This window comes from Tateyamaria sp. Alg231-49 (assembly GCF_900143535.1).
In the GTDB taxonomy this organism is placed as follows: Bacteria; Pseudomonadota; Alphaproteobacteria; order Rhodobacterales; family Rhodobacteraceae; genus Tateyamaria.
The window spans coordinates 185,096-208,279 of the sequence record NZ_FRFA01000001.1; the positions used below are offsets into that span (position 1 = coordinate 185,096).

At 58.0% G+C, this 23,184-nt stretch carries 20 protein-coding genes and 2 tRNA genes; 12 read left to right on the forward strand and 10 right to left on the reverse strand.

Translation table 11 applies throughout. The features are described from left to right. The 5 genes from DHN60_RS00895 to DHN60_RS00915 all read right to left on the reverse strand — a co-directional run bounded on the left by DHN60_RS00895 (position 1) and on the right by DHN60_RS00915 (position 4,831). On the reverse strand, positions 1-1,164 hold the full coding sequence (locus DHN60_RS00895) for a serine hydrolase (RefSeq protein WP_108835872.1): 1,164 nt from the start codon (positions 1,162-1,164) through the stop codon (positions 1-3). 56 nt (positions 1,165-1,220) lie between these two features. Further along, a complete protein-coding gene (locus tag DHN60_RS00900) occupies positions 1,221-2,255 on the reverse strand; it encodes a DUF2332 domain-containing protein (protein ID WP_108835390.1) in 1,035 nt (344 codons plus the stop codon). Next, on the reverse strand, positions 2,252-2,935 hold the full coding sequence (gene pth / locus DHN60_RS00905; RefSeq protein WP_108835391.1) for an aminoacyl-tRNA hydrolase: 684 nt from the start codon (positions 2,933-2,935) through the stop codon (positions 2,252-2,254). Before pth ends, DHN60_RS00900 begins: the two co-directional genes overlap by 4 nt. A gap of 239 nt (positions 2,936-3,174) precedes the next feature. Further along, positions 3,175-4,038, reverse strand: a complete 864-nt coding sequence (locus DHN60_RS00910; RefSeq protein WP_108835392.1) for a haloalkane dehalogenase — start codon at positions 4,036-4,038, stop codon at positions 3,175-3,177. A gap of 136 nt (positions 4,039-4,174) precedes the next feature. Beyond that, the gene (locus tag DHN60_RS00915) at positions 4,175-4,831 is read right to left on the reverse strand and encodes a 50S ribosomal protein L25/general stress protein Ctc (protein ID WP_108835393.1); all 657 of its coding nucleotides are present in this window, start codon (positions 4,829-4,831) and stop codon (positions 4,175-4,177) included. Here DHN60_RS00915 and DHN60_RS22175 point away from each other — a divergent pair. Together DHN60_RS22175 and DHN60_RS00920 are read left to right on the forward strand one after the other, a co-directional pair. Beyond that, entirely contained in the window at positions 4,830-4,982 is a 153-nt protein-coding gene (locus tag DHN60_RS22175; protein ID WP_159089071.1) for a hypothetical protein, read from the forward strand. The genes DHN60_RS00915 and DHN60_RS22175 overlap by 2 nt on opposite strands. Next, on the forward strand, positions 4,982-6,145 hold the full coding sequence (locus DHN60_RS00920; RefSeq protein WP_159089072.1) for an MFS transporter: 1,164 nt from the start codon (positions 4,982-4,984) through the stop codon (positions 6,143-6,145). The genes DHN60_RS22175 and DHN60_RS00920 overlap by 1 nt, the downstream gene beginning before the upstream one ends. A gap of 55 nt (positions 6,146-6,200) precedes the next feature. On the opposite strand, the gene DHN60_RS00925 is transcribed toward DHN60_RS00920, so the two are convergent. Then, positions 6,201-7,367: an alpha-hydroxy acid oxidase gene (locus DHN60_RS00925; RefSeq protein ID WP_108835873.1), complete on the reverse strand. Its 1,167-nt coding sequence runs from the start codon at positions 7,365-7,367 to the stop codon at positions 6,201-6,203. A gap of 160 nt (positions 7,368-7,527) precedes the next feature. On the opposite strand from DHN60_RS00925, the gene DHN60_RS00930 reads away from it, so the two are divergent. The 5 genes from DHN60_RS00930 (at position 7,528) to DHN60_RS00950 (ending at position 11,970) form a co-directional block, all read left to right on the forward strand. Beyond that, positions 7,528-8,673: a twin-arginine translocation pathway signal protein gene (locus tag DHN60_RS00930; RefSeq protein WP_234423473.1), complete on the forward strand. Its 1,146-nt coding sequence runs from the start codon at positions 7,528-7,530 to the stop codon at positions 8,671-8,673. Beyond that, a complete protein-coding gene (locus DHN60_RS00935; protein ID WP_108835395.1) occupies positions 8,666-9,115 on the forward strand; it encodes a MarR family winged helix-turn-helix transcriptional regulator in 450 nt (149 codons plus the stop codon). The genes DHN60_RS00930 and DHN60_RS00935 overlap by 8 nt, the downstream gene beginning before the upstream one ends. A gap of 51 nt (positions 9,116-9,166) precedes the next feature. After that, positions 9,167-9,865 (forward strand): tRNA (guanosine(46)-N(7))-methyltransferase TrmB, encoded by a 699-nt coding sequence (locus DHN60_RS00940; RefSeq protein ID WP_108835396.1) that lies wholly within the window; start codon positions 9,167-9,169, stop codon positions 9,863-9,865. A gap of 138 nt (positions 9,866-10,003) precedes the next feature. Then, positions 10,004-11,350 (forward strand): 3-phosphoshikimate 1-carboxyvinyltransferase, encoded by a 1,347-nt coding sequence (gene aroA, locus DHN60_RS00945; protein WP_108835397.1) that lies wholly within the window; start codon positions 10,004-10,006, stop codon positions 11,348-11,350. Further along, entirely contained in the window at positions 11,350-11,970 is a 621-nt protein-coding gene (locus tag DHN60_RS00950) for a d(CMP) kinase (protein WP_108835398.1), read from the forward strand. Before aroA ends, DHN60_RS00950 begins: the two co-directional genes overlap by 1 nt. On the opposite strand, the gene trpA is transcribed toward DHN60_RS00950, so the two are convergent. Then, complete coding sequence (gene trpA / locus DHN60_RS00955; RefSeq protein ID WP_108835399.1) at positions 11,967-12,758, reverse strand: tryptophan synthase subunit alpha; 792 nt, start codon at positions 12,756-12,758, stop codon at positions 11,967-11,969. The two genes, DHN60_RS00950 and trpA, sit on opposite strands and share 4 nt — an antisense overlap. 141 nt (positions 12,759-12,899) lie before the next feature. Between trpA and DHN60_RS00960 the strand changes: the two genes are divergently transcribed. From DHN60_RS00960 to DHN60_RS22185, 5 genes are all read left to right on the forward strand, one after another. Further along, the gene (locus DHN60_RS00960; RefSeq protein ID WP_108835875.1) at positions 12,900-13,103 is read left to right on the forward strand and encodes a hypothetical protein; all 204 of its coding nucleotides are present in this window, start codon (positions 12,900-12,902) and stop codon (positions 13,101-13,103) included. A 47-nt stretch (positions 13,104-13,150) separates the two neighbouring features. Then, complete coding sequence (gene ychF, locus DHN60_RS00965; protein ID WP_108835400.1) at positions 13,151-14,248, forward strand: redox-regulated ATPase YchF; 1,098 nt, start codon at positions 13,151-13,153, stop codon at positions 14,246-14,248. 87 nt (positions 14,249-14,335) lie between these two features. After that, the gene (locus DHN60_RS22180) at positions 14,336-15,064 is read left to right on the forward strand and encodes a cyclic nucleotide-binding domain-containing protein (protein WP_159089073.1); all 729 of its coding nucleotides are present in this window, start codon (positions 14,336-14,338) and stop codon (positions 15,062-15,064) included. 254 nt (positions 15,065-15,318) lie between these two features. Next, a tRNA-Ser gene (locus tag DHN60_RS00975) sits at positions 15,319-15,408 on the forward strand. Between the two features lie 121 nt (positions 15,409-15,529). Further along, a tRNA-OTHER gene (locus tag DHN60_RS22185) sits at positions 15,530-15,667 on the forward strand. Between the two features lie 101 nt (positions 15,668-15,768). On the opposite strand, the gene DHN60_RS00980 is transcribed toward DHN60_RS22185, so the two are convergent. Genes DHN60_RS00980 through DHN60_RS00990 form a run of 3 tightly spaced genes read right to left on the reverse strand, consistent with a single transcriptional unit; the run spans position 15,769 to position 23,182 of the window. After that, positions 15,769-16,521 carry an HNH endonuclease gene (locus DHN60_RS00980; protein ID WP_108835401.1) on the reverse strand — a complete coding sequence of 251 codons (753 nt, stop codon included), beginning with the start codon at positions 16,519-16,521 and terminating at the stop codon, positions 15,769-15,771. Next, positions 16,521-20,414, reverse strand: a complete 3,894-nt coding sequence (locus DHN60_RS00985) for an N-6 DNA methylase (RefSeq protein ID WP_108835402.1) — start codon at positions 20,412-20,414, stop codon at positions 16,521-16,523. The genes DHN60_RS00980 and DHN60_RS00985 overlap by 1 nt, the downstream gene beginning before the upstream one ends. A gap of 2 nt (positions 20,415-20,416) precedes the next feature. After that, positions 20,417-23,182 (reverse strand): DEAD/DEAH box helicase, encoded by a 2,766-nt coding sequence (locus tag DHN60_RS00990; RefSeq protein ID WP_108835403.1) that lies wholly within the window; start codon positions 23,180-23,182, stop codon positions 20,417-20,419. Positions 23,183-23,184: the final 2 nt, after the last annotated feature.

Consider the following 23,184-nt stretch of genomic DNA (forward strand, 5'->3'; position numbering starts at 1 on the left):
TTAATCTTTCGTTGCTGCGACAATTTCGCGAAACATGTCGATGTTGAGTTGAGGTCTGCCGTCCTCGCGGAAGCGTCGGTCTGCCGCTGTACACACGATAACCACGCCCGACGGTTGGTCAATGTAGAGGTACTGACCGTAAATTCCACGTCCCGTAAACTGCCCGGGCGTGGCGCCTTCGGGGATCCACCACTGATACCCATAATCCATCTCATCTGGCGGGGTACGCACGCGCAGTCCGGTCGAGGCCGCGACCCAGTCTGCAGGCACGATCTGCTGTCCCTGCCAGTGGCCGTTTTGCAGGATCATCTGTCCGAACCGCGCATAATCGCGTGTCGTGAAGTTGAGCCCGCCCAGCACGAATTCGACACCGACGCCGTCCGTCAGATAGATCGGCGTCTGTTCCAGCCCTAGCGGCGCGATCACCTTTTCGCTCATCAAATCAACGATGTCGCGCCCAGTGGCACCGCGCAGGACCATGCCAAGAACATGCGTGTCGATGGAGGTGTACTGCCAAGTCTCTCCGGGCGCGGCAAAGGTGTCGTGAAGCCCTTTGGCAAAACCGTCCATGGTGCCGCCCAAGGCAAGGATCCGCCCCATCTTGTTGATATCGCTGTGATACGCCAGATAATCTTCGTCAAAGGTGATGCCGCTCGACATTTGCAGCACGTCGAGGATCGTGGCGGTGTCATAGCCTCCTCCGGCGAGACTGGGAGCGTATTTTGTGACGGGTTCTTCGAGGGACGGGATCGCCCCCTCGTGCACCAGAATGCCGAACAACGCTGACAGATAGCTTTTGGCGATGGACCAGCTGATCCGCAAATCGTCCGCAGACGTCCCGTGGTAATAGGCCTCATGCACAATCTGACCATTCTTGAGCACCAGCAAGGAAGTGACCGTGTGCTCTTTGATCCATTGGGCATAGCTGGCCGGCATGGTCATCGGGGAGCCTTGGGGCAGGGGGCTGACAGGCCCATCGCCTTTGGGGATTTCTGTGTGGAGAAAACCCACCGCCATGTTGGAGAAATTCGAAACGATCCGGTGTTCTTTGAACAGCGAGTGGACCACGAGCAGGCGTTTGATCTCTTCCCGCTTCCAGTTTCCGATCAATAGCCCAATGGTTATCAACACCACAGCGGCCAAAACGATCCCATATAAAAACATGTGCTGAGGTTTATCCTTGGTTTGACGTGTTGTTTCGACGGATCGCCTTTTGACGGTTAACCGGTCCAGTTGATCCATCGTCCGTGGAAATCTGCGCGCCCGAGATGCAGTGTTACATCGCCCGGCCAAAGGCGGAGCGTCAGGGCTGCGCCGACCGCACCTGTCGTGTCGCCATCCGTCTCCATTTGCATCCACGCCAGTGGGGTCTCGGGGGTCGCGCGCGCGCCTGCCGCTTCGATCAGGGCCGTGCCCTTGCGTTGGGCCGGTCCGGGGAAGTACTGCCATGCGACCGTGTGTTGAATAATATGCAAGTGTCCTTCGGGAACCGTTGCAAGACGTGCCTCCAACCACTGGATTGCATCGCCTTTTTCGACCTGGGCCTCCATTGCGCCTGCAGCCGCTTGGGTAAGGGCCAGACGGTGCGGCTGATCTGCCCACAAATATGCAGTGAGGCGCAAAAGATCGTCAGAATCCTTTGCATTCAATGGGTTCAGGTCCACACCTAGCCGGCTCACAACTCTTGGAACAACGGCAGGAGGCGTGCTCCCTTTCCACTCTGGGGTTAGTGTCAGAACAGCATCTTCGGGGCCTAGCGTTGTGGTGTTGGTCTGCACTGCGAACTTGTCCCACATCAGGTTCAATCCGCCGCTGGCCCCGAGTTCGGACAGGACGATTGGACGATCAAAGTGTGACAGCGCCACATGCGCCATGGCAATCAGGGCTGCGCTGCGTCGCACTTCGTTGGTTTGGGGTGGGCTTTGTGTCCAGTCGATCAGGAAGTCTTCGTGTGACTTCAGAGCGTTTAGTACTGCGTCTTCAAGTGCTGCATCAGAGACCGTGTTTGGCGGATAGGCTGCGAGCAGCGCACCGTCCCGTTGTTGCAGGACAAGGGCGTGCAAACCACCACAGATACGCAAAGGCAGTGAGTGACCTGCAGGGCCGATATCCCCCTCATAGGTTGCCATTTTCCGACCCAGTGCGGTGGTTGCATCCCAGTGTTCGGCAAGGATGCTCAACACCCGCCCCATCAATGGAGAGCCCATCCGGGTACATGTTTCGGATTGGTCCCGAAAGGCTTGGATCAGGCTCATGAAAAGCGGTCCAGCAGCTTTTGCAAAGTGCTGCGCGAGTCTGGCTCGGCTGATGGTTCTTCCGCGGAAGCTTTTGGGTTTGCTTTGCTTTTCTCAGCGTTGCCCGACCGAGGAGGAGAGAGGCGCATACCAACGGCGTTCATGAATTTTGACCCATCTCCCTTTGCCAGATGCGGCGCACCGTCTGAACAGCCTCGCAATACGTCGTCCAGCCACTCGGCGTCGGCCTTGGGAAAGTCGCGCAGAACATAGCCCGGTACCGCATCCTTGTGGCCCGGGTGGCCGACGCCAAGGCGCACACGGGCGTAGTCGGCACCGATATGGGCGTGGATCGAGCGCAGGCCGTTGTGCCCGGCGTGCCCGCCGCCGACTTTCCATTTGACTTTGCCGGGGGCGAGGTCGATTTCGTCATGCAAAACAATGATATCCTCAGGCTCCAACTTGTAAAACCGCATCGCGGCACCCACGGAGTCTCCGGACTTGTTCATATAGGTTTCAGGCTTGAGCAGCACGGCGCGGTCAGACCCGAACCGCCCTTCGGACACAACGCCCTGATGTTTGGATTTCCATGCAGGAAAGCCGTGATCGGAGGCGATCATATCCAGCGCCATAAAGCCAATGTTGTGCCGATTGCGAGCGTATTTCGCACCCGGATTGCCAAGGCCGACGATCAGTTTCATGGAGGTCTCCTGCCTATATGCCGCCCTGCAGCATAAGGGGGCATGCAAGTGCAAACAAGGACCGTGCGCGTAACGGCATATCCGGGAAAACTCCGAGTGGCTCTGTGGGCGGCGTTAACACCCTAAAAACACACGGAATGCCCAGTGCACATGCCGCGCACAATGCGCGCACAAGCTGTGCACTCTATCGAGAAATGGGATGTTTAATGTGGTGTGCGTCGCCAAGAGTTAGAAACGTATTAAAGCGACATGTCTCGCATCCATTTGGCAATCGCCTGCCCGATCTCGGGGCCGGAATCTTCCTGAATGAAGTGGATGCCTTTGACCGTCACCTCTGTCTGATTGGGCCATGTACGGCAAAATTCGCGGACCCCTCCGATCAGGATGGCTCCGGGCTCTGCGTTGATAAACAGTTTGGGCAGGTCGTTGCTGGCCATCCAGTCGCCGTAGGCTTGCACACGCGCGACCACATCTGCTGGTTCCCCCGCGATTGGAATCTGACGCGGCCACGTGAGTGTTGGCCAACGGTCATTGCGCGCCTCGAATGGAACCCGATATGTGTCCATCTCGTCATCCGTCAGCTCGCGGAGGACCGAGCCAGGTAAAATGCGTTCGATAAAGACGTTTTTGTCGAGGATCATCTCGGGGCCGGCATCCGAGCGCAGGCCTTGAAAAATCGGAGTGCCACCGGGCGAGAATTCCCCCCAATCCGCGATGGGCCGCACGATCCCTTCCATGTAGGCAATGCCGCGCACGGCGTCCGGGTTGTGGCTGGCCCAGTCAAAGCCGAGCGCAGACCCCCAATCGTGGATGACCAGCAGCACGTCGCTGTCCAGCCCCATCGCCTCCATGAACCCGGCGAGGTAGCGACTGTGGGTGGCAAACGTGTAAGTGTCGATGTGGGGATCGGGCAGTTTCGCGCTGTCGCCCATGCCAATCAGGTCGGGTGCAATACAACGGCCCAGAGAGGTCAGTTCGGGGATGACGGCGCGCCAGAGATAGGATGAAGTCGGGTTGCCATGCAGCAAGACGATAGGCTTTCCGCTACCTTCCTCGACATAGGCCATGTCTTGGCCGTGAACGGTGATCGTTTTCTTGGTCATCGTGCGGTCCCCCCTTGCTGGGTAAGGGAACCAAGTTTGCTAGAATATGGCAATGCTGGAATGCGAGATGTGTTTCCAACCAAAAAGGCCGCTCATTTCTGAGCGGCCTTGTCTTTTGTCAGCAGGTGAAGCGCGCTTATGCGTCTTCGGTCTGCTCGGTCGCTGGCACGTCGCCTGCGTCCACGTCACCTTCTTCTGCAGCTTCGTCATCTGCCGAACGCAGACCCGATGGGGCCGAGATGTTGGCAATGACAAAGTCGCGGTCGATTGTGGGCTTGGAGCCTTCGGGCAGTTTGACCGAAGAAATCGTGATGCTGTCGCCAATTTCGACTTCGGAGACGTCAATCGTGATCGACTCGGGGATGTCGCCCGCTGTCACAACCAGTTCCACCTCGGGACGTACCAGTGTCAGAACACCGCCTTTTTTCAGGCCGGGCGAAACATCTTCGCCGTCGACATCAACACCGATGAAAAGGTTGATTTTGGTGGTGCGCTTGAGGCGCATAAAGTCCACGTGTGTGGGCAGGTCTTTGACCACATCGCGCTGTACGTCGCGGCAGATGACGCGGACGTCGTCGTGGCCGTCGACTTTCATGTTGAACAGGGTCGATTTGAACCGGCCTGCGCGCAACATTTTCAGCAGTTTGTTAAAGGGCAGATTGATGGGCAGCGGATCAACGTCGCCACCAAATACAATCCCTGGAACCATGCCGTCGCGGCGTGCCTGACGAGCGGCGCCCTTGCCTGTCCCCGTCCGTTCCAGAGCTTCGAGATCAGGAATCTCTCCAGCCATGATAATTCTCCAAATGTTAGGGCGGGATGCCTCCAAGGCTGTCACCCCGCGTGAAGTGCGCCGCTTACACCGGTTTGAGCCGGTTGAAAAGTACGAAATGCGCGTCGATTTGCGCTGGACGGGGCAGGGGCCACGTGGCACCGCTGCGTGATGCGTTTATGGAATGATCTTTATGCCTCGCGCCGGGCTTTGGCCGCTTTTGCGGTGATTGGCATTGGCTGGGCTAGTTTCTCGGCCCAGATGCCTGTGATTAAGGCTCAGGTAGGTGTCGGCGACGGGTTCTGGGGCACGCTGATCCTGATCGGATCGACCGGTGCGTTGATGGCGATGTGGCTGGCCCCACTTGTGTACCGTTGGATCGGGTCATGGTCACTCATCGCGGGTATCTCTTTTATGATTCTGGGCTTTGTTCTGAGCGGGTTGGCGCAAGGGCCCTGGCTTGTGGTCTTTGCCTTGTTTCTGGCTGCTGGTGGATCCGGGGTGGCCGACGTTCTGGCCAATGCTGAGGTCAGTGAGGCCGAATCCGAGACTGGGCGCAGTTTGATGAACCTGAACCATGGGCTGTTTTCGCTGACCTATGCGGTGGCTGCGGTTTGCGTAGGTGCGGCGCGCGAGGCAGGCTTTGGCCCTTTCGAGATCTTTGTGGGCATGGGCGTGGTGGTGGCTGCGCTTATGATCTGGATGAAACTGCCTGAACGCGAGCTGCCTGACGAAGATGCGATTTCTGCCACGGGCATGCCTTATGGATTGGTCTGGGTTGGTGGCCTTGTGGTTCTGGCCGCCTTTCTGGGTGAGGCCGCGTCCGAAGGCTGGTCGGCATTGCATGTGGAACGCACCCTTGGCGGGGGTCCGGCGCAGGGCGCGTTGGGGCCTGCGCTTTTGGCTGCTGGGATGGCCGTTGGGAGGCTTGGGGCGCATCTGTTTGGCACGGGCTGGCCCCCGATGCGTGTGATGATCCTCGCCTCATGTATGGCCGGGATCGGCCTGGGGCTTGCCGGTGCTGCTCCAACTTTGCCGGCGGCCTATGCCGGGTTTCTGCTGGGTGGGCTTGGCGTGTCTGTCGTCGGACCGCTGGCCCTTGGGCTGGTGGGACAGGCAGTGTCCCCGCGTCATCGTTTAGCGGCGATTTCTCAGGCGGCCGGGCTTGGGTATGCCGCCTTTTTCCTTGGCCCTGTTGTTATGGGGTATGTGGCCGAAGGCTATGGCCTGCGCGCCTCGTTCTACGTGATCGGGGCGACCATGTTGGTCGTCGCGGCGGTGTTGCTGCCGCTTTGGGCACGGATGCTGGCGGGGCGGACAGTCGAAGAACGTTAACCGTGCCATCGACTGCCCGAGAGGCAGCCGCTGGAGTGGTCTTTTCGGCACTAAATTACTGGCGCCAGCGTCCGTCGAAATCCTCGGGTACCAGCAGGTTGTGCCGTCCCAGATCTTCGACCTGTGTTTCCCCGCAGAGCGCCATAGTGGTGTCGAGTTCCTTGTGGATCACGTTGAGTGCTGAAGTGACACCCTCCTGTCCCATGGCCCCGAGACCGTAGATGAATGCGCGCCCGATATATGTGCCCTTAGCACCCATCGAGATGGCCTTGAGCACGTCCTGACCCGAGCGGATACCACTGTCGAGATGCACTTCGATCTTGTCGCCGACGGCGTCCATGATGGACGGGAGAACCCGGATCGAGGACAACGCCCCATCCAGTTGCCGCCCGCCGTGGTTCGACACAATAATCGCGTCCGCCCCGACCTGCAGCGCCATTTTCGCGTCATCCGCATCAAGGATGCCTTTGAGGATCAAAGGCCCGCCCCACATCTTCTTGATTTCTTTGACGTCTTCCCAGTTCAGTTTGGGATCAAAACTCTCGGATGCCCAGATGGCCAGCGATGACATGTCGCTGATCCCGTCGATATGGCCAACGATATTGCCGAACTGATGGCGCTTGGTTTTGGCCATGCCCGCAATCCAGCGCCATTTTGTCGCCAGATCGACAATGTTGCCCATGGTCGGGCGGATAGGGATAGACAGCCCGTTTTTGAGGTCTTTGTGGCGTTGTCCAAGGATTTGCAGATCCAGCGTTACGACAAGGGCCGAGCACTTTGCATCTTTGGCCCGTTGGATCACCCGCTTGGTGTAGTCCTTGTCCTTCATTGCATAGAGCTGAAACCAGAAGGGTTTTGTGGTGTTTTCTGCCACATCTTCGATGGAACAGACGGACATCGTCGATAGGGTAAAGGGCACCCCAAAGGCCTCGGCAGCCTTGGCCGCAAGAATTTCGCCATCTGCATGTTGCATGCCGGTTGAGCCCACTGGCGCAAGAGCCACGGGCATGGAAACATCCTGCCCAATCATCTTGGTGGCCGTGCTGCGGCCCGTCATGTCGACGGCGACCCGCTGGCGCAGGCGGACCTGATCAAAATCGCTGCTGTTTTCGCGGAAGGTTTGTTCGGTCCAGCTGCCGGATTCGCAGTAGTCATAGAACATTTTGGGCACGCGCCGTTTGTAGATCTGCTTCAAGTCTTCGATGTTGGTGATTTTGGCCACGCTCAAACCTCGCATATTGGTCAGGTTTCATTACCAATTTGGCGTGTTGGGTTCAATCATCTTTTACTAGCTGCTCAAAAAGTACAAAGTTGCACTTGTTTGGTGCGATATCGCATTATATTTGACGTATAGTTCGAAATCGCACAAAATGGAGAGAGCCATGACCATATCCCGCCGCAAAACACTTGCCCTGCTAGGCGGAGGCACAATTCTGGCCGCAACCGGCGTTGCCGCATATGGCGTGACACGCATGCCCACATCCGCCTACGAGCCGTGGGCGGCAGCCGGCGGCTATGCCGATCCGCGCATGCACGCCCTGAGCTACGCAATCCTCGCCCCCAACCCGCATAACCGCCAGCCGTGGCAGGTAGATTTGCGCGATGAAGGGGAGGTGACGCTGCGTGTTGATACGGATCGCCTGTTGCCGCACACCGACCCGTTCAGCCGTCAGATTTGCATTGGGCTGGGCTGCTTTCTTGAGATGATGGTGCTGGCCGCAGCTGAGCGGGGATATGGGGTTGAACTAGACCTGTTTCCAGATGGTTCTGACCCAAGTGCACTGGATGCACGCCGCGTGGCGGTAGCCCGGTTTGTCGAGGGTGGTGCCAGCCCCGAACCAGATTTATTTGCCCATGTGATGGCGCGCCGGTCACTCAAGGAACCGTTTGATGTGACCCGGACGGTGGATCAGTCCACGCTGGACGAGGTTTTGGCCAGTGCTGGCGGAACACAGGTGATGGGATCGGTTGATCCGGAGTCCATCGGGCAGATGCGCGAGATCACCCATGAGGCTTTGCGCATCGAGATCGAAACGCCGCGCACCTACAAGGAAAGCGTCGATCTGTTTCGCATCGGCAGTCGAGAAGTTGCGGCCAACCCCGACGGCATAGATTTCACAGGCCCGATGTTCGAAGCCATGGCGATCACGCGCACTTTCACCCGTGAGATTGCGTTGGATCAGGGTTCGATGGCTTATTCCGAAGGCTTGGCTGCCGTGATGGCAAATGTGGATGCGGCCATGGGCCATCTGTGGCAGGTCACGCCCGGCAACACGCGGGCCGACCAGATCGCAGCAGGGCGGGACTGGCTGCGCCTTAACCTTGCCGCTACGAGCCTGGGTCTGGGTATGCAGCCCTTGAGTCAGGGTTTGCAGGAATATCCCGAGATGGCACACATCTATTCCGATCTGCACGCGCGACTGGCGCCGGACGGTGGAACCGTGCAAATGTTGGCGCGCATCGGTTATGGCCCGGACGTGGGTCAAAGTCCGCGCTGGCCCATTGAAAGCAAGATTGTGAATGCCTGAACAGAACCCTGCCGTTTTCTTTGAAGTGTTCAACGAGATTGGCATTATCGAACAACTGAGCCGCGCCATTCTTGAGGCGCGGTTGCCCGATGGCCTGATTGCGCCGCATTTTACAGTTCTGAACCATCTGTGCCGGGTCGAGGATGGTCGCACGCCCGTCGATATGGCCCGTGCATTTCAGGTGCCAAAAACCTCAATGACCTACACACTAAAGGGTCTTGAGGCGCATGGGTTGGTCGAGTTGCGGCCCAATCCCAAGGATGGCCGGTCAAAACGGGTGTGGCTGACCCAAGCAGGGCGCGATTTGCGCAGCCAGACCATCAGTGCTCTTGGGACAGAATTTGCCCGCCTTGCTGCGGACTTTGATACCGACCGGTTGCTTGCTATCCGCCCGGTTCTGACGGATTTGCGCATAATGATGGATGCCGTGCGCGATCCTTGAGGCTTACGCGCCCCATTGCCCTGCTGTGCCCACCGCGCTAAACGCCGCGCCATGACTGAACGCCCCCATCGCAACTTTTATGGCCGCATCAAGGGCAAGACCCTGAAAGACAGCCAAAAGACCTATCTTGCCGAGGACCTTGCAGCGCTGTCTCCGGGGGACGTGTCGTGGGACGACAACCCCGAGCGTGTTCCGTTGGACCTTGAGGCCCTGTTTGGGGATCGCCCGGTTTGGCTGGAGGTTGGCTTTGGTGGCGGTGAGCATCTGGTGCATCAGGCCGCGCAGAACCCGGGCGTCGGCATCATTGGGGCGGAACCTTACATCAATGGTGTCGCGATGCTGCTGGGCAAGATCCGGCGCGCGGGCGTTGATAATCTTGCCGTGCATCCCGGGGATGCGCGCGATTTGATGGATGTCTTGCCCCCTGCAAGCATCGCGCGCGCCTTTCTGCTGTATCCCGATCCTTGGCCCAAAGCACGCCACCACCGCCGACGCTTTGTTACGCCAGAGCATCTGGAGCCTTTGGCCCGTGTTATGAAGCCCGACGCTGTATTGCGCGTGGCGACCGATATTCCCGACTATGTGCGCCAGACCCTGGAAGAAGTGCCCAAGGCTGGGTTTGAGTGGCTGGCAGAGCGCCCGGGCGACTGGCGCGAATCTTGGGATGATTGGATCAGCACCCGCTACGAGCAAAAGGCGCTGCGTGAGGGTCGCGTGCCACATTATCTGACCTTTCGCCGGCTGGGATAGCTCCGCGCCACGGGGGCCAGCCCCCGGACCCCCGTGGTATTTTTCGTCAGAAGAAACCCCTACAAGGGCTGCGCTGGTCTGGACGGGCCACGCGCAGGCGGGTAGGTGTGCCGAAAATCTGCAAGTGCGAGCGCAAACATGTCCAGCCACGGTGACCCAATCCCAATGACCTCTGCCGCCAGTGGCCCTTTGTCGGGCCGCGCGGATGTTCCCGGGGACAAATCGATTTCACACCGCTCCCTTATTCTTGGGGCCATGGCCGTGGGTGAAACCACGATCACCGGTTTGCTGGAAGGGCAGGATGTGTTGGACACCGCCCGCGCGATGCGTGCCTTTGGCGCTGAGGTCACCGATCTGGGCGGTGGCAAGTGGTCTGTGCATGGAGTGGGTGTTGGTGGGTTTGCTGAGCCGGATCAGGTCATTGATTGCGGCAACTCTGGCACTGGCGTGCGTCTGATCATGGGGGCGATGGCAACCTCGCCTATATCTGTCACGTTTACTGGCGACGCGAGCCTGAACAAGCGTCCCATGGCCCGTGTGACTGATCCGCTTGCCCTGTTTGGCTGTGAGGCTGTTGGTCGTAGCGGTGGGCGTTTGCCCATGACGCTTGTTGGTGCTGCTGATCCGGTTCCCGCGCACTACACTGTTCCTGTGCCATCAGCGCAGGTGAAATCTGCGGTCTTGTTGGCGGGCCTCAATGCGCCCGGTGAGACTGTTGTGATCGAAGCCGAGGCGACGCGCGATCATACCGAGCGGATGCTGGCTGGCTTTGGGGCCGAAATCAGCACCGAAGTGACGGATGAGGGGCGTGTGATCACCCTCAAAGGGCGCCCCGAGTTGCGCCCGCAGCATATTGATGTACCCCGAGATCCCTCGTCGGCCGCCTTTCCAGTCTGTGCGGCGCTGATTGTGCCGGGATCGGACGTTGTGGTGCCGACCATTGGATTGAACCCGACCCGCGCTGGCCTGTTCACAACGCTGCGCGAGATGGGTGCTGACCTGACTTATGAGAACGAGCGGCTCGAAGGCGGTGAGCCTGTCGCCGATCTGCGCGCCCGCTTTTCGCCTGACCTGCACGGCATCGAAGTGCCGCCAGAGCGCGCGGCTAGCATGATTGATGAATATCCCGTGCTGTCTGTCGTTGCATCCTTTGCCAAAGGTGAGACGCATATGCCGGGAGTCAAAGAACTGCGCGTCAAGGAAAGTGACCGTATCGCAGCGATGGCCGATGGGCTGCGCGCAGCTGGCGTAGGCGTTGAGGATGGGCCGGACTGGTGGACTGTTCTGGGTCTTGGTCACGGTAATGTGCCGGGCGGCGTGACTTGCGCCAGCCACCTTGATCACCGCATCGCGATGTCTTTCCTTGTGATGGGCATGGCCACGCAGAAACCGATGTCGGTGGATGATGGTGGGCCGATTGCGACCTCCTTTCCGATTTTCGAACCGCTGATGGCGGGGCTTGGCGCAAAAGTACGCCGGACCTGATGAACAGCACGCAACCTTTTACCGTGGCCATCGACGGGCCAGCGGCAGCGGGCAAGGGCACAATTGGGCGCGCGGTCGCTGAGCGGTTTGGGTTGGCGCATCTGGATACTGGCCTGCTTTACCGTGCGGTTGGGGCTGAGGTCCTTGGCGGCGCAGATCCTGTTGAGGCCGCCCGCAATCTGGAAGCCAGAGCTTTGGAGAACCCAACTTTGCGCACCGCTGCCGTGGCGCAAGAGGCCAGCAAGGTGGCGGTCATCCCGGAGGTGCGTGCCGCATTACTCGATTTTCAGCGTGCCTTTGCCAGACGGGCAGGGGGTGCGGTGCTGGACGGGCGCGACATCTGCACGGTGATCTGCCCGCAGGCGGAGGTGAAGATGTTTGTCACCGCCACACCAGAGGTGCGCGCCCAACGTCGGTATGACGAGTTGATCGCGCGCGGGCAGGACACCACATACGCCGCCGTTTTGGCAGATGTTGTTGAGCGTGACCGCCGCGACAGTGAACGCAGTGCGGCACCGTTGAAACCGGCCCAGGGGGCCGATGTGCTGGACACGTCGCAACTTGGGATCGACGCGGCTGTGGCGGCGGCGATTGCGTTGGTGGAAGAGGCGCGGGTCTAAGCGGCGTGCGCGCCATCCGACAAAGTTTTCACAAAAGCCAGCACATCGTCTGGGCTGTCTCCGGCGCCAATCCGGCTGACAATCGCTGATCCGACGACGGCCCCATCTGCAACAGTCGCAATGGCGCGGGATTTCTCGGGTGTGTTGATCCCGAAGCCGACAATCACGGGCAGATCCGTCGCACTTTTGATCCGCGCGACTTCGGGGCCCACATCGGTGGCCTCAGCCTCGGCCGCGCCAGTGATCCCCGTGATCGAAACATAGTAGACAAAGCCAGACGTGTTCTGCAGCACGGTCGGCAAACGTTTGTCATCTGTTGTGGGCGTGGCAAGCCGGATAAAGTTGAGGCCAGCGGCCTGCGCCGGGATGCACAGTTCGCTGTCTTCTTCCGGGGGCAAGTCCACCACGATCAATCCGTCGATCCCGGCGGCCTTGGCGTCAACGAGGAACTTGTCGACGCCCCGCGAATAAATCGGGTTGTAGTAGCCCATCAGGACGATTGGGGTTGTGTCGTCTTCCGCTCGGAATGCACGGGCCAATTCAAGCGTGCGTTCCAACGTCATACCGGCCTCGAGCGCGCGTTGCCCGGCAAGCTGGATTGTTGGCCCATCTGCCATGGGGTCGGTGAACGGCAGGCCCAGTTCGATGATGTCCACACCGGCCGCAGGCAATCCTTTGACGATCTCGAGGGATCGGTCGTAATCCGGATCACCCGCCATCACATAAGATACGAAGGCTTTTTTCCCAGCCGCGTTCAACTCGGCAAATTTGGCATCAATGCGGCTCATCACCCGGCTCCCTTTGGTGGTGTTGGTGCACGCAATGCCCAAAAGGTGCGGGGAAATCAATGCGGCAAAATCAATTGCGTTGCGCGGTCAAAGTTCATCCGCCCCCTCCCATCACGATACAGGCGCACCTATATCGCGTTCATGAACTATATACTTGCTATCCTGCTACCGCCGCTGTCCATCCTACTGACGGGTCGGCCTATCCTTGCAATCGTGGTGTTCCTGATCTGGGTGCCTGCGTTGATTTTTTCGGGTGGGCTTACCCATCCGATGTTTATCCTTCTGGCCTGGTTCCTGATCTTTCATGCGCGCGAGGATCGGCGGGACCGCAGGGACTTGTCTTGACCCATCAGACCCCCTAGGACAGCGCGAAATGGACAAGAGGCGCTGACATGGGTTTCAAGATGGGCATCGTGGGTCTTCCCAATGTGGGAAAATCGACACTTTTTAATGCACTGACCAAAACGGCAGCGGCGCAGGCTGCGAACTTTCCGTTTTGCACGATCGAACCTAATGTCGGTGAGGTCGCTGTGCCGGATGACCGGCTGGACAAGCTCGCGGCAATCGCGGCGTCGAAATCCATCATTCCAACCCGTATGACCTTTGTCGATATTGCGGGCCTCGTCAAAGGCGCATCCAAAGGTGAAGGCCTGGGCAACCAGTTTCTGGCCAACATTCGCGAGGTTGATGCCATCGCCCATGTGCTGCGCTGTTTTGAAGACGGTGATGTCACCCATGTCGAAGGCCGCGTCGACCCTGTGGCAGATGCCGAGACCATCGAGACGGAACTGATGCTGGCCGACATCGAAAGCATCGAAAAACGCTTGCAAAATATCGTGCGCAAGGTGCGCGGAGGCGACAAGGAAGCGGTCCAGCAGGAACGGCTGATGCAGGCCGCTTTGGAATCCCTCGAAGACGGCAAGCCAGCCCGTTTGGTCGAGGTGGATGAGGATGACCGCAAAGCCTGGACCATGTTGCAACTGCTGACCACCAAGCCTGTGCTTTACGTCTGCAATGTCGGAGAATCCGAGGCCGCAGACGGCAACGCCCATTCCGCGGCTGTGGCCGAGATGGCAGCAGCACAGGGCAATGCACATGTGGTGATTTCAGCCCAGATCGAAGAAGAGATCAGCCAGCTGGAACCGGACGAGGCGCAGATGTTCCTCGAAGAGATGGGCCTAAGCGAGGCCGGGCTCGACCGGTTGATCCAAGCTGGATACGCGCTTTTGCACCTTGAAACGTATTTCACCGTCGGCCCCAAAGAGGCCCGCGCATGGACCATCAAGACGGGTACGTCAGCGCCCAAGGCCGCCGGCGTGATCCACGGGGACTTTGAAAAAGGGTTTATCCGGGCCGAGACGATTTCTTACGATGATTTTGTCACCTTGGGCGGCGAGCAACCGGCCAAGGATGCAGGCAAAATGCGTGCAGAAGGCAAAGGGTATACGGTCAAGGACGGGGACGTGCTCCACTTCCTTTTCAACACATAAGGCGCTCAAAGGTCAGGAATTCACTACTCTGACGAGTGGGCAGCAAGTGCTAGGATCTGGGTCATAATTTGATCTGATTGGCACTTCATGTTTGATAACCCCTACATTGCACTGATATTTTTAGGCCTGTTCTTCCGCTCCGCTGGATTTTTGGTGCGGGACGAGTTGATGCTGCGGGTGCTGATGATCATCGGCACGTTCTGCGATATTGTGTTTTACGTGTTGCAATCCCCGTCGATCTGGGGGGCGGTGATGACCAACACAGTGTTGGTTGTGATCAACGCATCTTTGATCATCATCATCGTGTTTGAACGCTCAATCCTGTTCATGACCAAAACTGACCGAAGGGTGTTTGAGCAGTTCATGACCTTGTCTCCGGGGCAGTTCCGCTGGGTGAACCGGCGGGCACGCTGGCGGATCGCGGACCGCCGCAGTGTCCTGCTGCAAGAAGGCGAGGCCAGTAACGCTTTGTTCTTCATCAATGCGCCCACCTACACGGTAGAGAAGCAAGGCGTCAGTTACACCGCCAAAGGACCTGCATTTGTTGGGGAAATCATGCTGTTGCAGGGTGGAGTGGCAAGCGCGACAGTGGTTGCCCCCAAAGGTGCGATTTATGCCGAGTGGGATGCACATAAACTGCGCTGTGCTATGCGAAAAAACCGCTCATTGGGCAACGCCCTGATGGCCCGGTTTGGCCATGATCTGGCGGATAAAGTGCGTTATTCAGTGCCCTTACCTCAGCAAAAGCCAAAGCCTGCTGTGGCGCCGTCGCAAGTCGTAAGAGAACCCGCAACATTCGTGCAGGTTGGCGCCTGAACCGTTTTTTCGGTACTTAACAGAGCGATCAAGGCGAACAGTTTTGCCTTTGTTTGGCGCCACTCTGCTTTGTGTGCGGTCGAAAGACTGAAAACTGCGAACTGTCGGCGAAGCGGTGAATGTCCGCCGTTAAAGCCTGACGCAAAACACCTGCAAACCAACGAAAGCCAACGAAAACAGGTGCTTAGTTTAAGTGCGGCGTGCCGGGAAAAAAGTGCTTGTTATTCAGAGTCTTGGAGCATAAACCCGCCAGCGGAGACGTGGCCGAGTGGTCGAAGGCGCTCCCCTGCTAAGGGAGTAGGCGAGGAATCGTCTCGAGGGTTCGAATCCCTTCGTCTCCGCCACAAACAAATTATTTTATTATTTAAATCAACAATTTGTGCGGCGATAAGATTTCGAAACCCACCATAAAGCCCACCATAAAACTTTTGAAGCGAAGAACCCGATGATCTTAAGCAGAAGACTTTCGGCGTCGTTAACCTGGTAGATCAGGACCGTCACAAGAAATGATTAGGGGATTCGCGTTCCCCTTTGAGGCACGGCAATTTCACCAATAGGCTGTTAATCAATTGGTCGTAGGTTCGATCCCTACCGCCGGAGCCAAAACCTCTCTTAGATAACAAGAGAGTAACAAGCCGCCCATTGGGCGGCTTTTTGTTTTCTGCAACATCTCTGCAACATGGCGATAGGCCCAAAGGCCACCACTAGCTGGCTTGGAATATCTCTTTTCGGTGGTGCGCCAGCCGTTCTCGGTGCTTGTCCGTTAGCAAAATTGGATTGGCCCATCGCAGCTCTTCAACTGCTGATGTACTCAGCACGGTCGAGAAGACAGGCAAACCATCATCACCAAATGTGACCAGTCCGCGATCGAAAGCGGCATCCCACAATGCGGAAAGCAGCAGGCCGTTGTGGACATCGAGACGCTCTCCGTCAGAAGTGCAGTCCTTCCACGGGATGATGTGGGAGGCTCGAAGAAGCGCGGTGTCGGAAATGCCGGTTAGCGGACATCGACCCTGCCAGTAGTCGATGAGACCATTGCGGAAGACCTCCTGTCCAACTCGCTGGACAACAAGGCGCTCAGCTTCTGTCGTGCGAGGCAGGTCCTTGGATTTTTCCTGGAACTCGCGCAACGGCGCGTCGGGCAAACTGGCAGCGAGTTGATAGACACGCGGCAGCACGCTGTAGAGCTCTGTTAGCGATGCGAAGCTGTAGCGTGCCAGACCGGGGCCATCCAATAGTATCGGCTCGATTCCCAGCTCTGCCACTACCCCGCTGTGGTCCAAAGAGAGGAACCAAACTCCGGTGTCATCACGGGCAAGCCAGATCGAGCCTTGCGCCGTGGTCGAACCATAGCGACGCCAACCATCTGCCTCGCCTTGTTCTCGGCGGAACCCGTTCTGGGATGATGCTTTGTCGCATTCCTGGCGAATGATGAATGATTGGGGCGTGTCTATCATCACATCCCCATGGCCTTGAATTCGTCGTTCGCCTCCATCCGGTCCCAGGCGGCGAGGACGAGGCGGCGGGTGCGGTATTCGCCGTGGGTGCGGATTTCCTTTTCCTTCAGGACGCGGAAGGTTTCCGAGGGGTAGTCGGGCCCTTTCACGTCGGCGGGGTCGAGGATGTAGCGCAGCTCGTCGCGGGTCAGGCCGTAGGCGCGGGCGTAGAAGGCGTCGAGATCGGCGCGCAGGTCGGCGCGGCGGTCCTCGTCCCAGGCGAAAGGCGGGCCGTCATGGCCGAGATCGCGGGCGAAGGGGGCGAGGCTGTGCGAGGTGTAGGTGAGTTCCAGCACCTTCGGGGTGATGAAGGCGAGGCGAGGTTCAGTGTAAAAATTTGGCGGTAGTATTGGTAACTGGAAGAATACATTGAATTTTAGGTGAGTTCCGCCCACTTTTTGACGAGCAATGTAGTCCAACACGAAGCTCGCAAAGTTACCGATTAAACCTGTGATCAACGCGGTTTTTTCAGGGCGTGGAAAAATTAATAGCAGTGTATCGCCACTTCCCGCACGCGGAAATACAGAGGCGATGACTGTGCGCTCGTTAGTTGCATTTGTTATATCTCGCCATCCAAGCAGCCAATCCTTTTCCCAGTTGTTTTGAGACAATCGTCGCTTGGCTTCTTTTTCTGGTAACCAGTATCGTGCGACTGGCTCAAAAGCATGGGTGCGTTTTTGGTCGATCGAAACGTCTGTAGATGATTTTCCGCCAAGGTCATATGTAGCCCAACGATGATCAAAATGGTGGATCATCTTTGCTTCGTAAAGCGGCACATATCTAGCCGAGTTGGCCTTAGTCCAATCAACACCATCAGCAACATAGTCATCTGAAATTAATTCGTCTGCTGTTTTGAACCATTCCGAATCCTCGGACATATGCCAGATGCGCGAATGGAAATCCGCGCCCCAAAGGTTCCCCTCCGGACCAAGTGCCTGGTCAATCAGCACAGGCACTTTGGAATAAACCTTTGCTGTCAGCTCCGCATCAACGCGGGAGCGGAACACTGGAGCCGTATTGGTATTCGGATTGATGGCAGAAATCTGTTCGGCGCTAAGTGTAAAATTGCGCTCTGGTTCGGCTAGTTGCGCTGGCTCGCTCAAAAAGAAAGCAAAGTGTGCCTTCGATTCACTCTTGCCGATTGTCAGTAGAGAGAACTTGAACATCCGATGGACACTCGAAAAGAGTGGTAAACGATTGTCGAAATCGACAAGCTGAGCCAGCCGCTGTTCTTCCACAAGATGTGCAAAAAAGGGCGCCGTTGTGGCGTCCGTGGCTATGCCAGTGGGCACGATTATCCCCGCCCGTTTTCGAGCGAGTTTTGAAAATAACTCTGCAAAAAGGGCATAGGTGTTTACGTCACCCCGGCCAGTCAAATCAAAGCGCCCACCGTCTTCGCCGGCCATACGTGCAAATTCACTGGATGCGTCAGCTTCGCGCTTGGCAGCAAGGAACGCGCTGTACAGTGCGGATTCTGGGCAACCATCAGGCGCTTTGGCCAGTTCCTTAATCAGCCTGTCTCTTGCAGCTTTGTTCTGGGCATTGGCAATCTCGGGAGAGCGTGTCGCGAAGAACTCCTGCTCCTGAAGCTTGATGCGCTCCCAAGGCGGATTGCCGAGCACTACATCAAACCCACCGCGCTGCATGACATCAGGAAATTCCAGTGGCCAGTGGAACGCCCGAGCGCGGCGCGCTGCCTTGGGTGCGTCCACCATTGCCTGCCGCATCTTGCCCTGATTGAGGGCCATCCACAGTTCTTCGGTGGTCGGCACAGCGCGGGCCGAAGGACCGGCGGGCGCGCCGCCCACCTTGGGCAGCAGGAAGGCCGCGACATAGAGGTTCGCCGCTGCCGTCGCCCGCACAAAGCCCTGCTTCTTGCGCAGTTCCCTGAACCTTTTGGCCTTGGCCCCGATCTGCTCCACCGTATCCTCGGGCAGATCACGAAAGCCGGAGAAATCCAGCGCCATCGGCTTCATCTCGGGCATGGCGACCTGGCCTGTCCCAAAGTCGAACCCGCCTTGCCCCTTCGTCGCGTCCTGATTGGCCTTTTTGTAGTATTTGGCCGTGTCTCTGTCGTCGCCGGTCAGCGGCTTGTAGGCGGCATCGGGGATGCCATCCTCCAGCACCTTCAGGTCGAACACCCCCAGCAGCGCATCGCCGCAGCGGATCTGCGCGTCGAAAAAGCCGAGGGGAAGACCGGGGTCCACCGTCTCGATCCAGAGCGCGACCTTGGTCAGCTCCACCGCCATCGGGTTGCGGTCCACCCCGTGCAGGCAGGAGCGCGCAACATCGCGCAGGGCATGGCGGAAGTCGGATAGCGCTGGCGTGCCCTCGGCCCGGTGGCGGGCAAGGCGCGTGGCGATGCGGCGGGCGGCGGCTAGCAGGAAGTGGCCCGAGCCGCAGGCGGGGTCGATGACTGTCAGCTTCAGCAGCTTGTCCGGTTCGGTCTTGTCGAGCACCGGGTCGAGCGCGGTGTCGAGCAGCGCCTGAACGAGGCTGTCGGGCGTGTAATAGGAGCCGGTGGTCTTGCGCTGGTTGCCCTTCTGCTCGGCCGCCTCTGAAGCGAAGACGAGCGTCTTGCCGTCGTCGCCCAGCTGGGGCTGCAGTTCGAGGAGGGATTCGTAGACCGAGCCCAGCTCCTCCGTCTCCATCGCGCGCCAGTTGACGGGGACCATGCCGGTTTTGTCTGAGAGCCAGGAGAGGCGGTAGAGCGCCTCCATGAAGGCCTTGTTGCGAAGACGGGCAGATTCAAGATGAGGTAATCGGCCTTCAGCAAAGAGACCCCCGAGCGCCGGGAGCGCCAGCGCGTCCTGGCCATTGGCAAGGGCGTTGAAGACGATCTTTACACCTTCATATCGGTCGTGGTGCTTATCCCAGGTCACGGCGCGGTAGCATTGCTTGCGCAGGGCCGCGAGTGAGTAACCTTGGGCGTAGAGGGCGCGGGCGTCGTTCTTTGCCTTGGTTGGGTGTAGAAGGTTTCGGTCCTCCGCCACCATGAGGAAAATCAGGCGATAGACGAGCCGCAGGAGTTCGTTGAACCATTGGGTGAGGTTCACTTCGCCGGATTTCAGCTTGGTGGCGAGGTCGGGGTTGGCTTCGAGAAATCCGGAACCAAGCACTTTGAGCGCGATCTGGACCTGCTCGGCAAGGCGATCCCGGGCAACTTCGCCCTCTTTCGAGCCCGTGTCTCTCCAGCGCTCAAGAGCGCAATCTGTGGCCGGTGAACCCTCTGTCCCGAAACGGGACCTGTGGATCAGCAACCAGAGGACGGCGAACGATGCGATGTCCTCGTTCGAGAAGATTTGCGCGAGGTCCGCCTCAATATAGGCCGGGCGGGTCAGCGAGGCGTTGTCCCGCATGAGGCGAAGATGGGTGCCGTTGGTGACAATGCCCCACAATGCCTCTTCCTTGTCGTTGAGGTAGTCTTGAAGGGCGAAAGCCGGGGAGCGTGCGCGGTCGACCGACAACGTCGGGCTTCGGCGGTCTATAGCTTCGGACGGGGGTACGACCACGATTGGAACGCGGCTACTTGCGGTAAATGCGAGCGGTGCATCTGCTGTCTCGAGATCATCGAAGCTGAATGTTTCTTTGAAGAAGCCAGCTACAAATCTGCGAGTTGCATCTTGTGATGGAGCCTCGAGTTTGGCGAAGGCGTCGAAATGCGATTGTCCAACACGGAATGCTGTCGAAACTTCTTCTCGGATCGATAGGCCTTTTCGGACGGAGTAGTCCTCGGGGGATTGCTCAGGCGCGTCTCGCTGATCCACCTTGGCTATCATCGCTGGCGCGATCAAGTTGCCTTCGAGGTTCAGCGACGGCCATGCCGACATGTCGGTAGTTGGTTTTCGGGCCATGATTAAACCTCGCCCGCCATCAATACGAACAAACCAATGACGTCAGGCGGATGAACAGCTTCTACGCTCACGCGCGAAACTGAACCGGCAGCCGCACGCAAACGTGCATGGTCTTCCACAAGCTCCGCCGCGCGTTCAGTCACGAACGAAGCCAGACGTCCGGTGAGAAGCTCCGGCAAATCTGCCTGCGCGTTCTTGATGACCCGTTCCCTTGCTATCGGTGCCAGATCGGCCGTCGCAGGTGTGTTCATCATTTCCCGCGCTTCATCAGAAACTGCCACAATGGTGTCACCGCGAATGGCTACCAGCGCAGCTTCTTCGGCGAGCAAAAGCCGTTCCTTGCGGGAGTGGATCGTAAGCTTATAGCGGTTGCGCAGAAGGACCACGCGGGTCATCGCGGTAACCGCACTGGTCGGCCAAGCCCCAACTCGTCCGATACCGAGGTCGGGAAGAGCCTCTGCGTCCAAGGAGGCTTCCACAAGGCTCTCCGCAAGTGAGGCTGTTAGAGGGTGCGTCCTTGTCAGCAAAGATGTACCTGAGGGCGCAGGTTCCGCCGTGGCAAGTTTCACCGACTTCTCGAGACCGCGCTGTTCAAGTTTTTCCTTTAGACTTTCCTGAAGGGCGTGAACGTGAGCGACGTAAACAGTGCGCTTCTTTTCAAGTGGCACACCGAAGCGCGACATTGCTCGCTCAACGAACAAGCGAGTGTCCTCCGGGGAGCCAAGCAAGCTCTTGACCTTGTTCCATTCAGGCGCGACCTCCGCTGGTTTCATCGCGTTTTGAGCAAAACGAGCCCGAGATTTCTTTTCGTTTTCACTGGCATCGCGCCAGCGCGCCTCCATGACTTGCGTGCCGTCATCCAAACGCAGATCGAGCGTCATTTGTTTGTGTCCGCCGCGACGGAGCATCATCGCGGCCATCAGCGCATCCGTGACCGGCCCACGCTCGTCTGGCAGAGGAACTGTGACGCCAGTGGCCTTTCTGATCTCTTCAGCCTTGCGCAGGATGACGTCGAGTACAGCGCCATCGATCGCGCTATCGGGTGAGAACATCATTATGGAACGAACCAGTTCTGCAGGCTGACCAAATCGGTCCACGCGACCTTCACGTTGCTGATGCCGTGTTGGATTCCATGACAGGTCATAGTGCACGACCGTGTCGAAGAGCTGCTGAAGGTTGATCCCTTCTGATAGGCAGTCTGTCGCGACCAAAATACGCTGAACGGCTTTTTCGCTGTCCTCCAGAGCCATTTCTGAGACGCGATCCCTACGTTCGTCCGGTGTCAATTCACCAGTAACTGACTCGATAATCAGCTTTGGAAAGGCCTTACGCAGCCCATTCTTCACGTGCTCGGCTGTTGCTAGATATCGGCAAAAAACCACTGGGTTCGCGCCGCTCTTGATCACTGGTTTAAGCGCTCCGACAAGCGCATCGAGTTTTGGGTCCTTTGCCGTCAGAAGGTCAGACGCCTGATCCAACAGGGCTTGCAAAGCTGGATCATCCGCGAATGTCGTGTTTGGCTCTACGTCAACGGCATCCTCGTCGTCACCATCTTCGTCGTAGATTTGTGGCTCGAGGCGTTCTGCTTCATTGGACGCGCGATTTCGGAGCGCGCTATGTGCCGCCGCTGGGGAAGACCCTACACAGCGCATCAAGGCTAGGGTCCCCCAAAATGCCAGCCGCTGATCCTTCTTCTGTTCGCCTGCCTTTGAGACGACAGATAGGCAGTAGTCCAAAACAGTTTCTTGGAATGCCAAGTGTTCAGCGGATAGACGGTAGGAGAACTCGGTCGTTTCGTGCTTTGGGAAAGATCGGTCTTCGTGCCAATCACCCTCAATCAAATCTACCCGCCGACGTTGCACATAGTGCCGAGCAAGACGCTCCCGATATCGCGCACTTTCGAAGTCCATCGAAGCGAACTCTTGGTCGATCAATGATAACAAACGCCCGAAAGCAACTTCATCACCAGAGTGCGGCGTGGCCGTAAGCATAATAACCCGTCGTTCGGGGTCTCGCGCGAGTCCTTGAAGTAATCCAAAGCGTTGCTGTTTGCCTTTGTGCGTTCCAACACAGGAATGCGCTTCGTCGACAATAATGAAATCAGGACAAGCCCGCGCAAAACTTTCCCTGCGCTTTTCTGCTTTGATGTAGTCGAGGCTGACAACGGTGAACGGATAGGAATCAAATAACGTTTGAGCCGTTGGCAAATTGCGTTCGAGGCGAGCTGCTGTGCCTGAAGTTACCGGAACGGCATCTATTCCGAAGCGGTCCTTCAGTTCAATAATCCACTGATCAACGAGGTGCGGTGGGCAAAGAACCGAGAAAGCATCGACCTCACCTCGATCCATTAATTCACGCAAGATCAAGCCTGCTTCGATTGTTTTGCCAATCCCGACATCATCAGCGATTAGAAGACGAGGCACCTGAAGCCGAAGGGCCATAAGGAGAGGAACTAACTGGTAAGTTCTCGGCTCAAAGGCAAGTTGAGCTGCGGATCGAAACGGACCCGCACCACGTCGCAGGGTCAGTCGGAGCGCATCAACAAGGAGTGCGGCCTTGGCCTGCACCGTGGGCTTTGCGTCGTCCGGGAGGTCAAACCTAGCCGCTTCAACAGTGGATAGCTCCAGCGACGGGTCAAGGATGACGACATCGCTTTCATTGCCAGAAAGGGGGCGAAGGGCGAGTACGTCGGGGCGTGGCGCAGGAAGAGAAACCCATTCCCGGCCACGGGCGCGGACAAGATCTCCAGGACTAAAGTTCAGTGTCATGC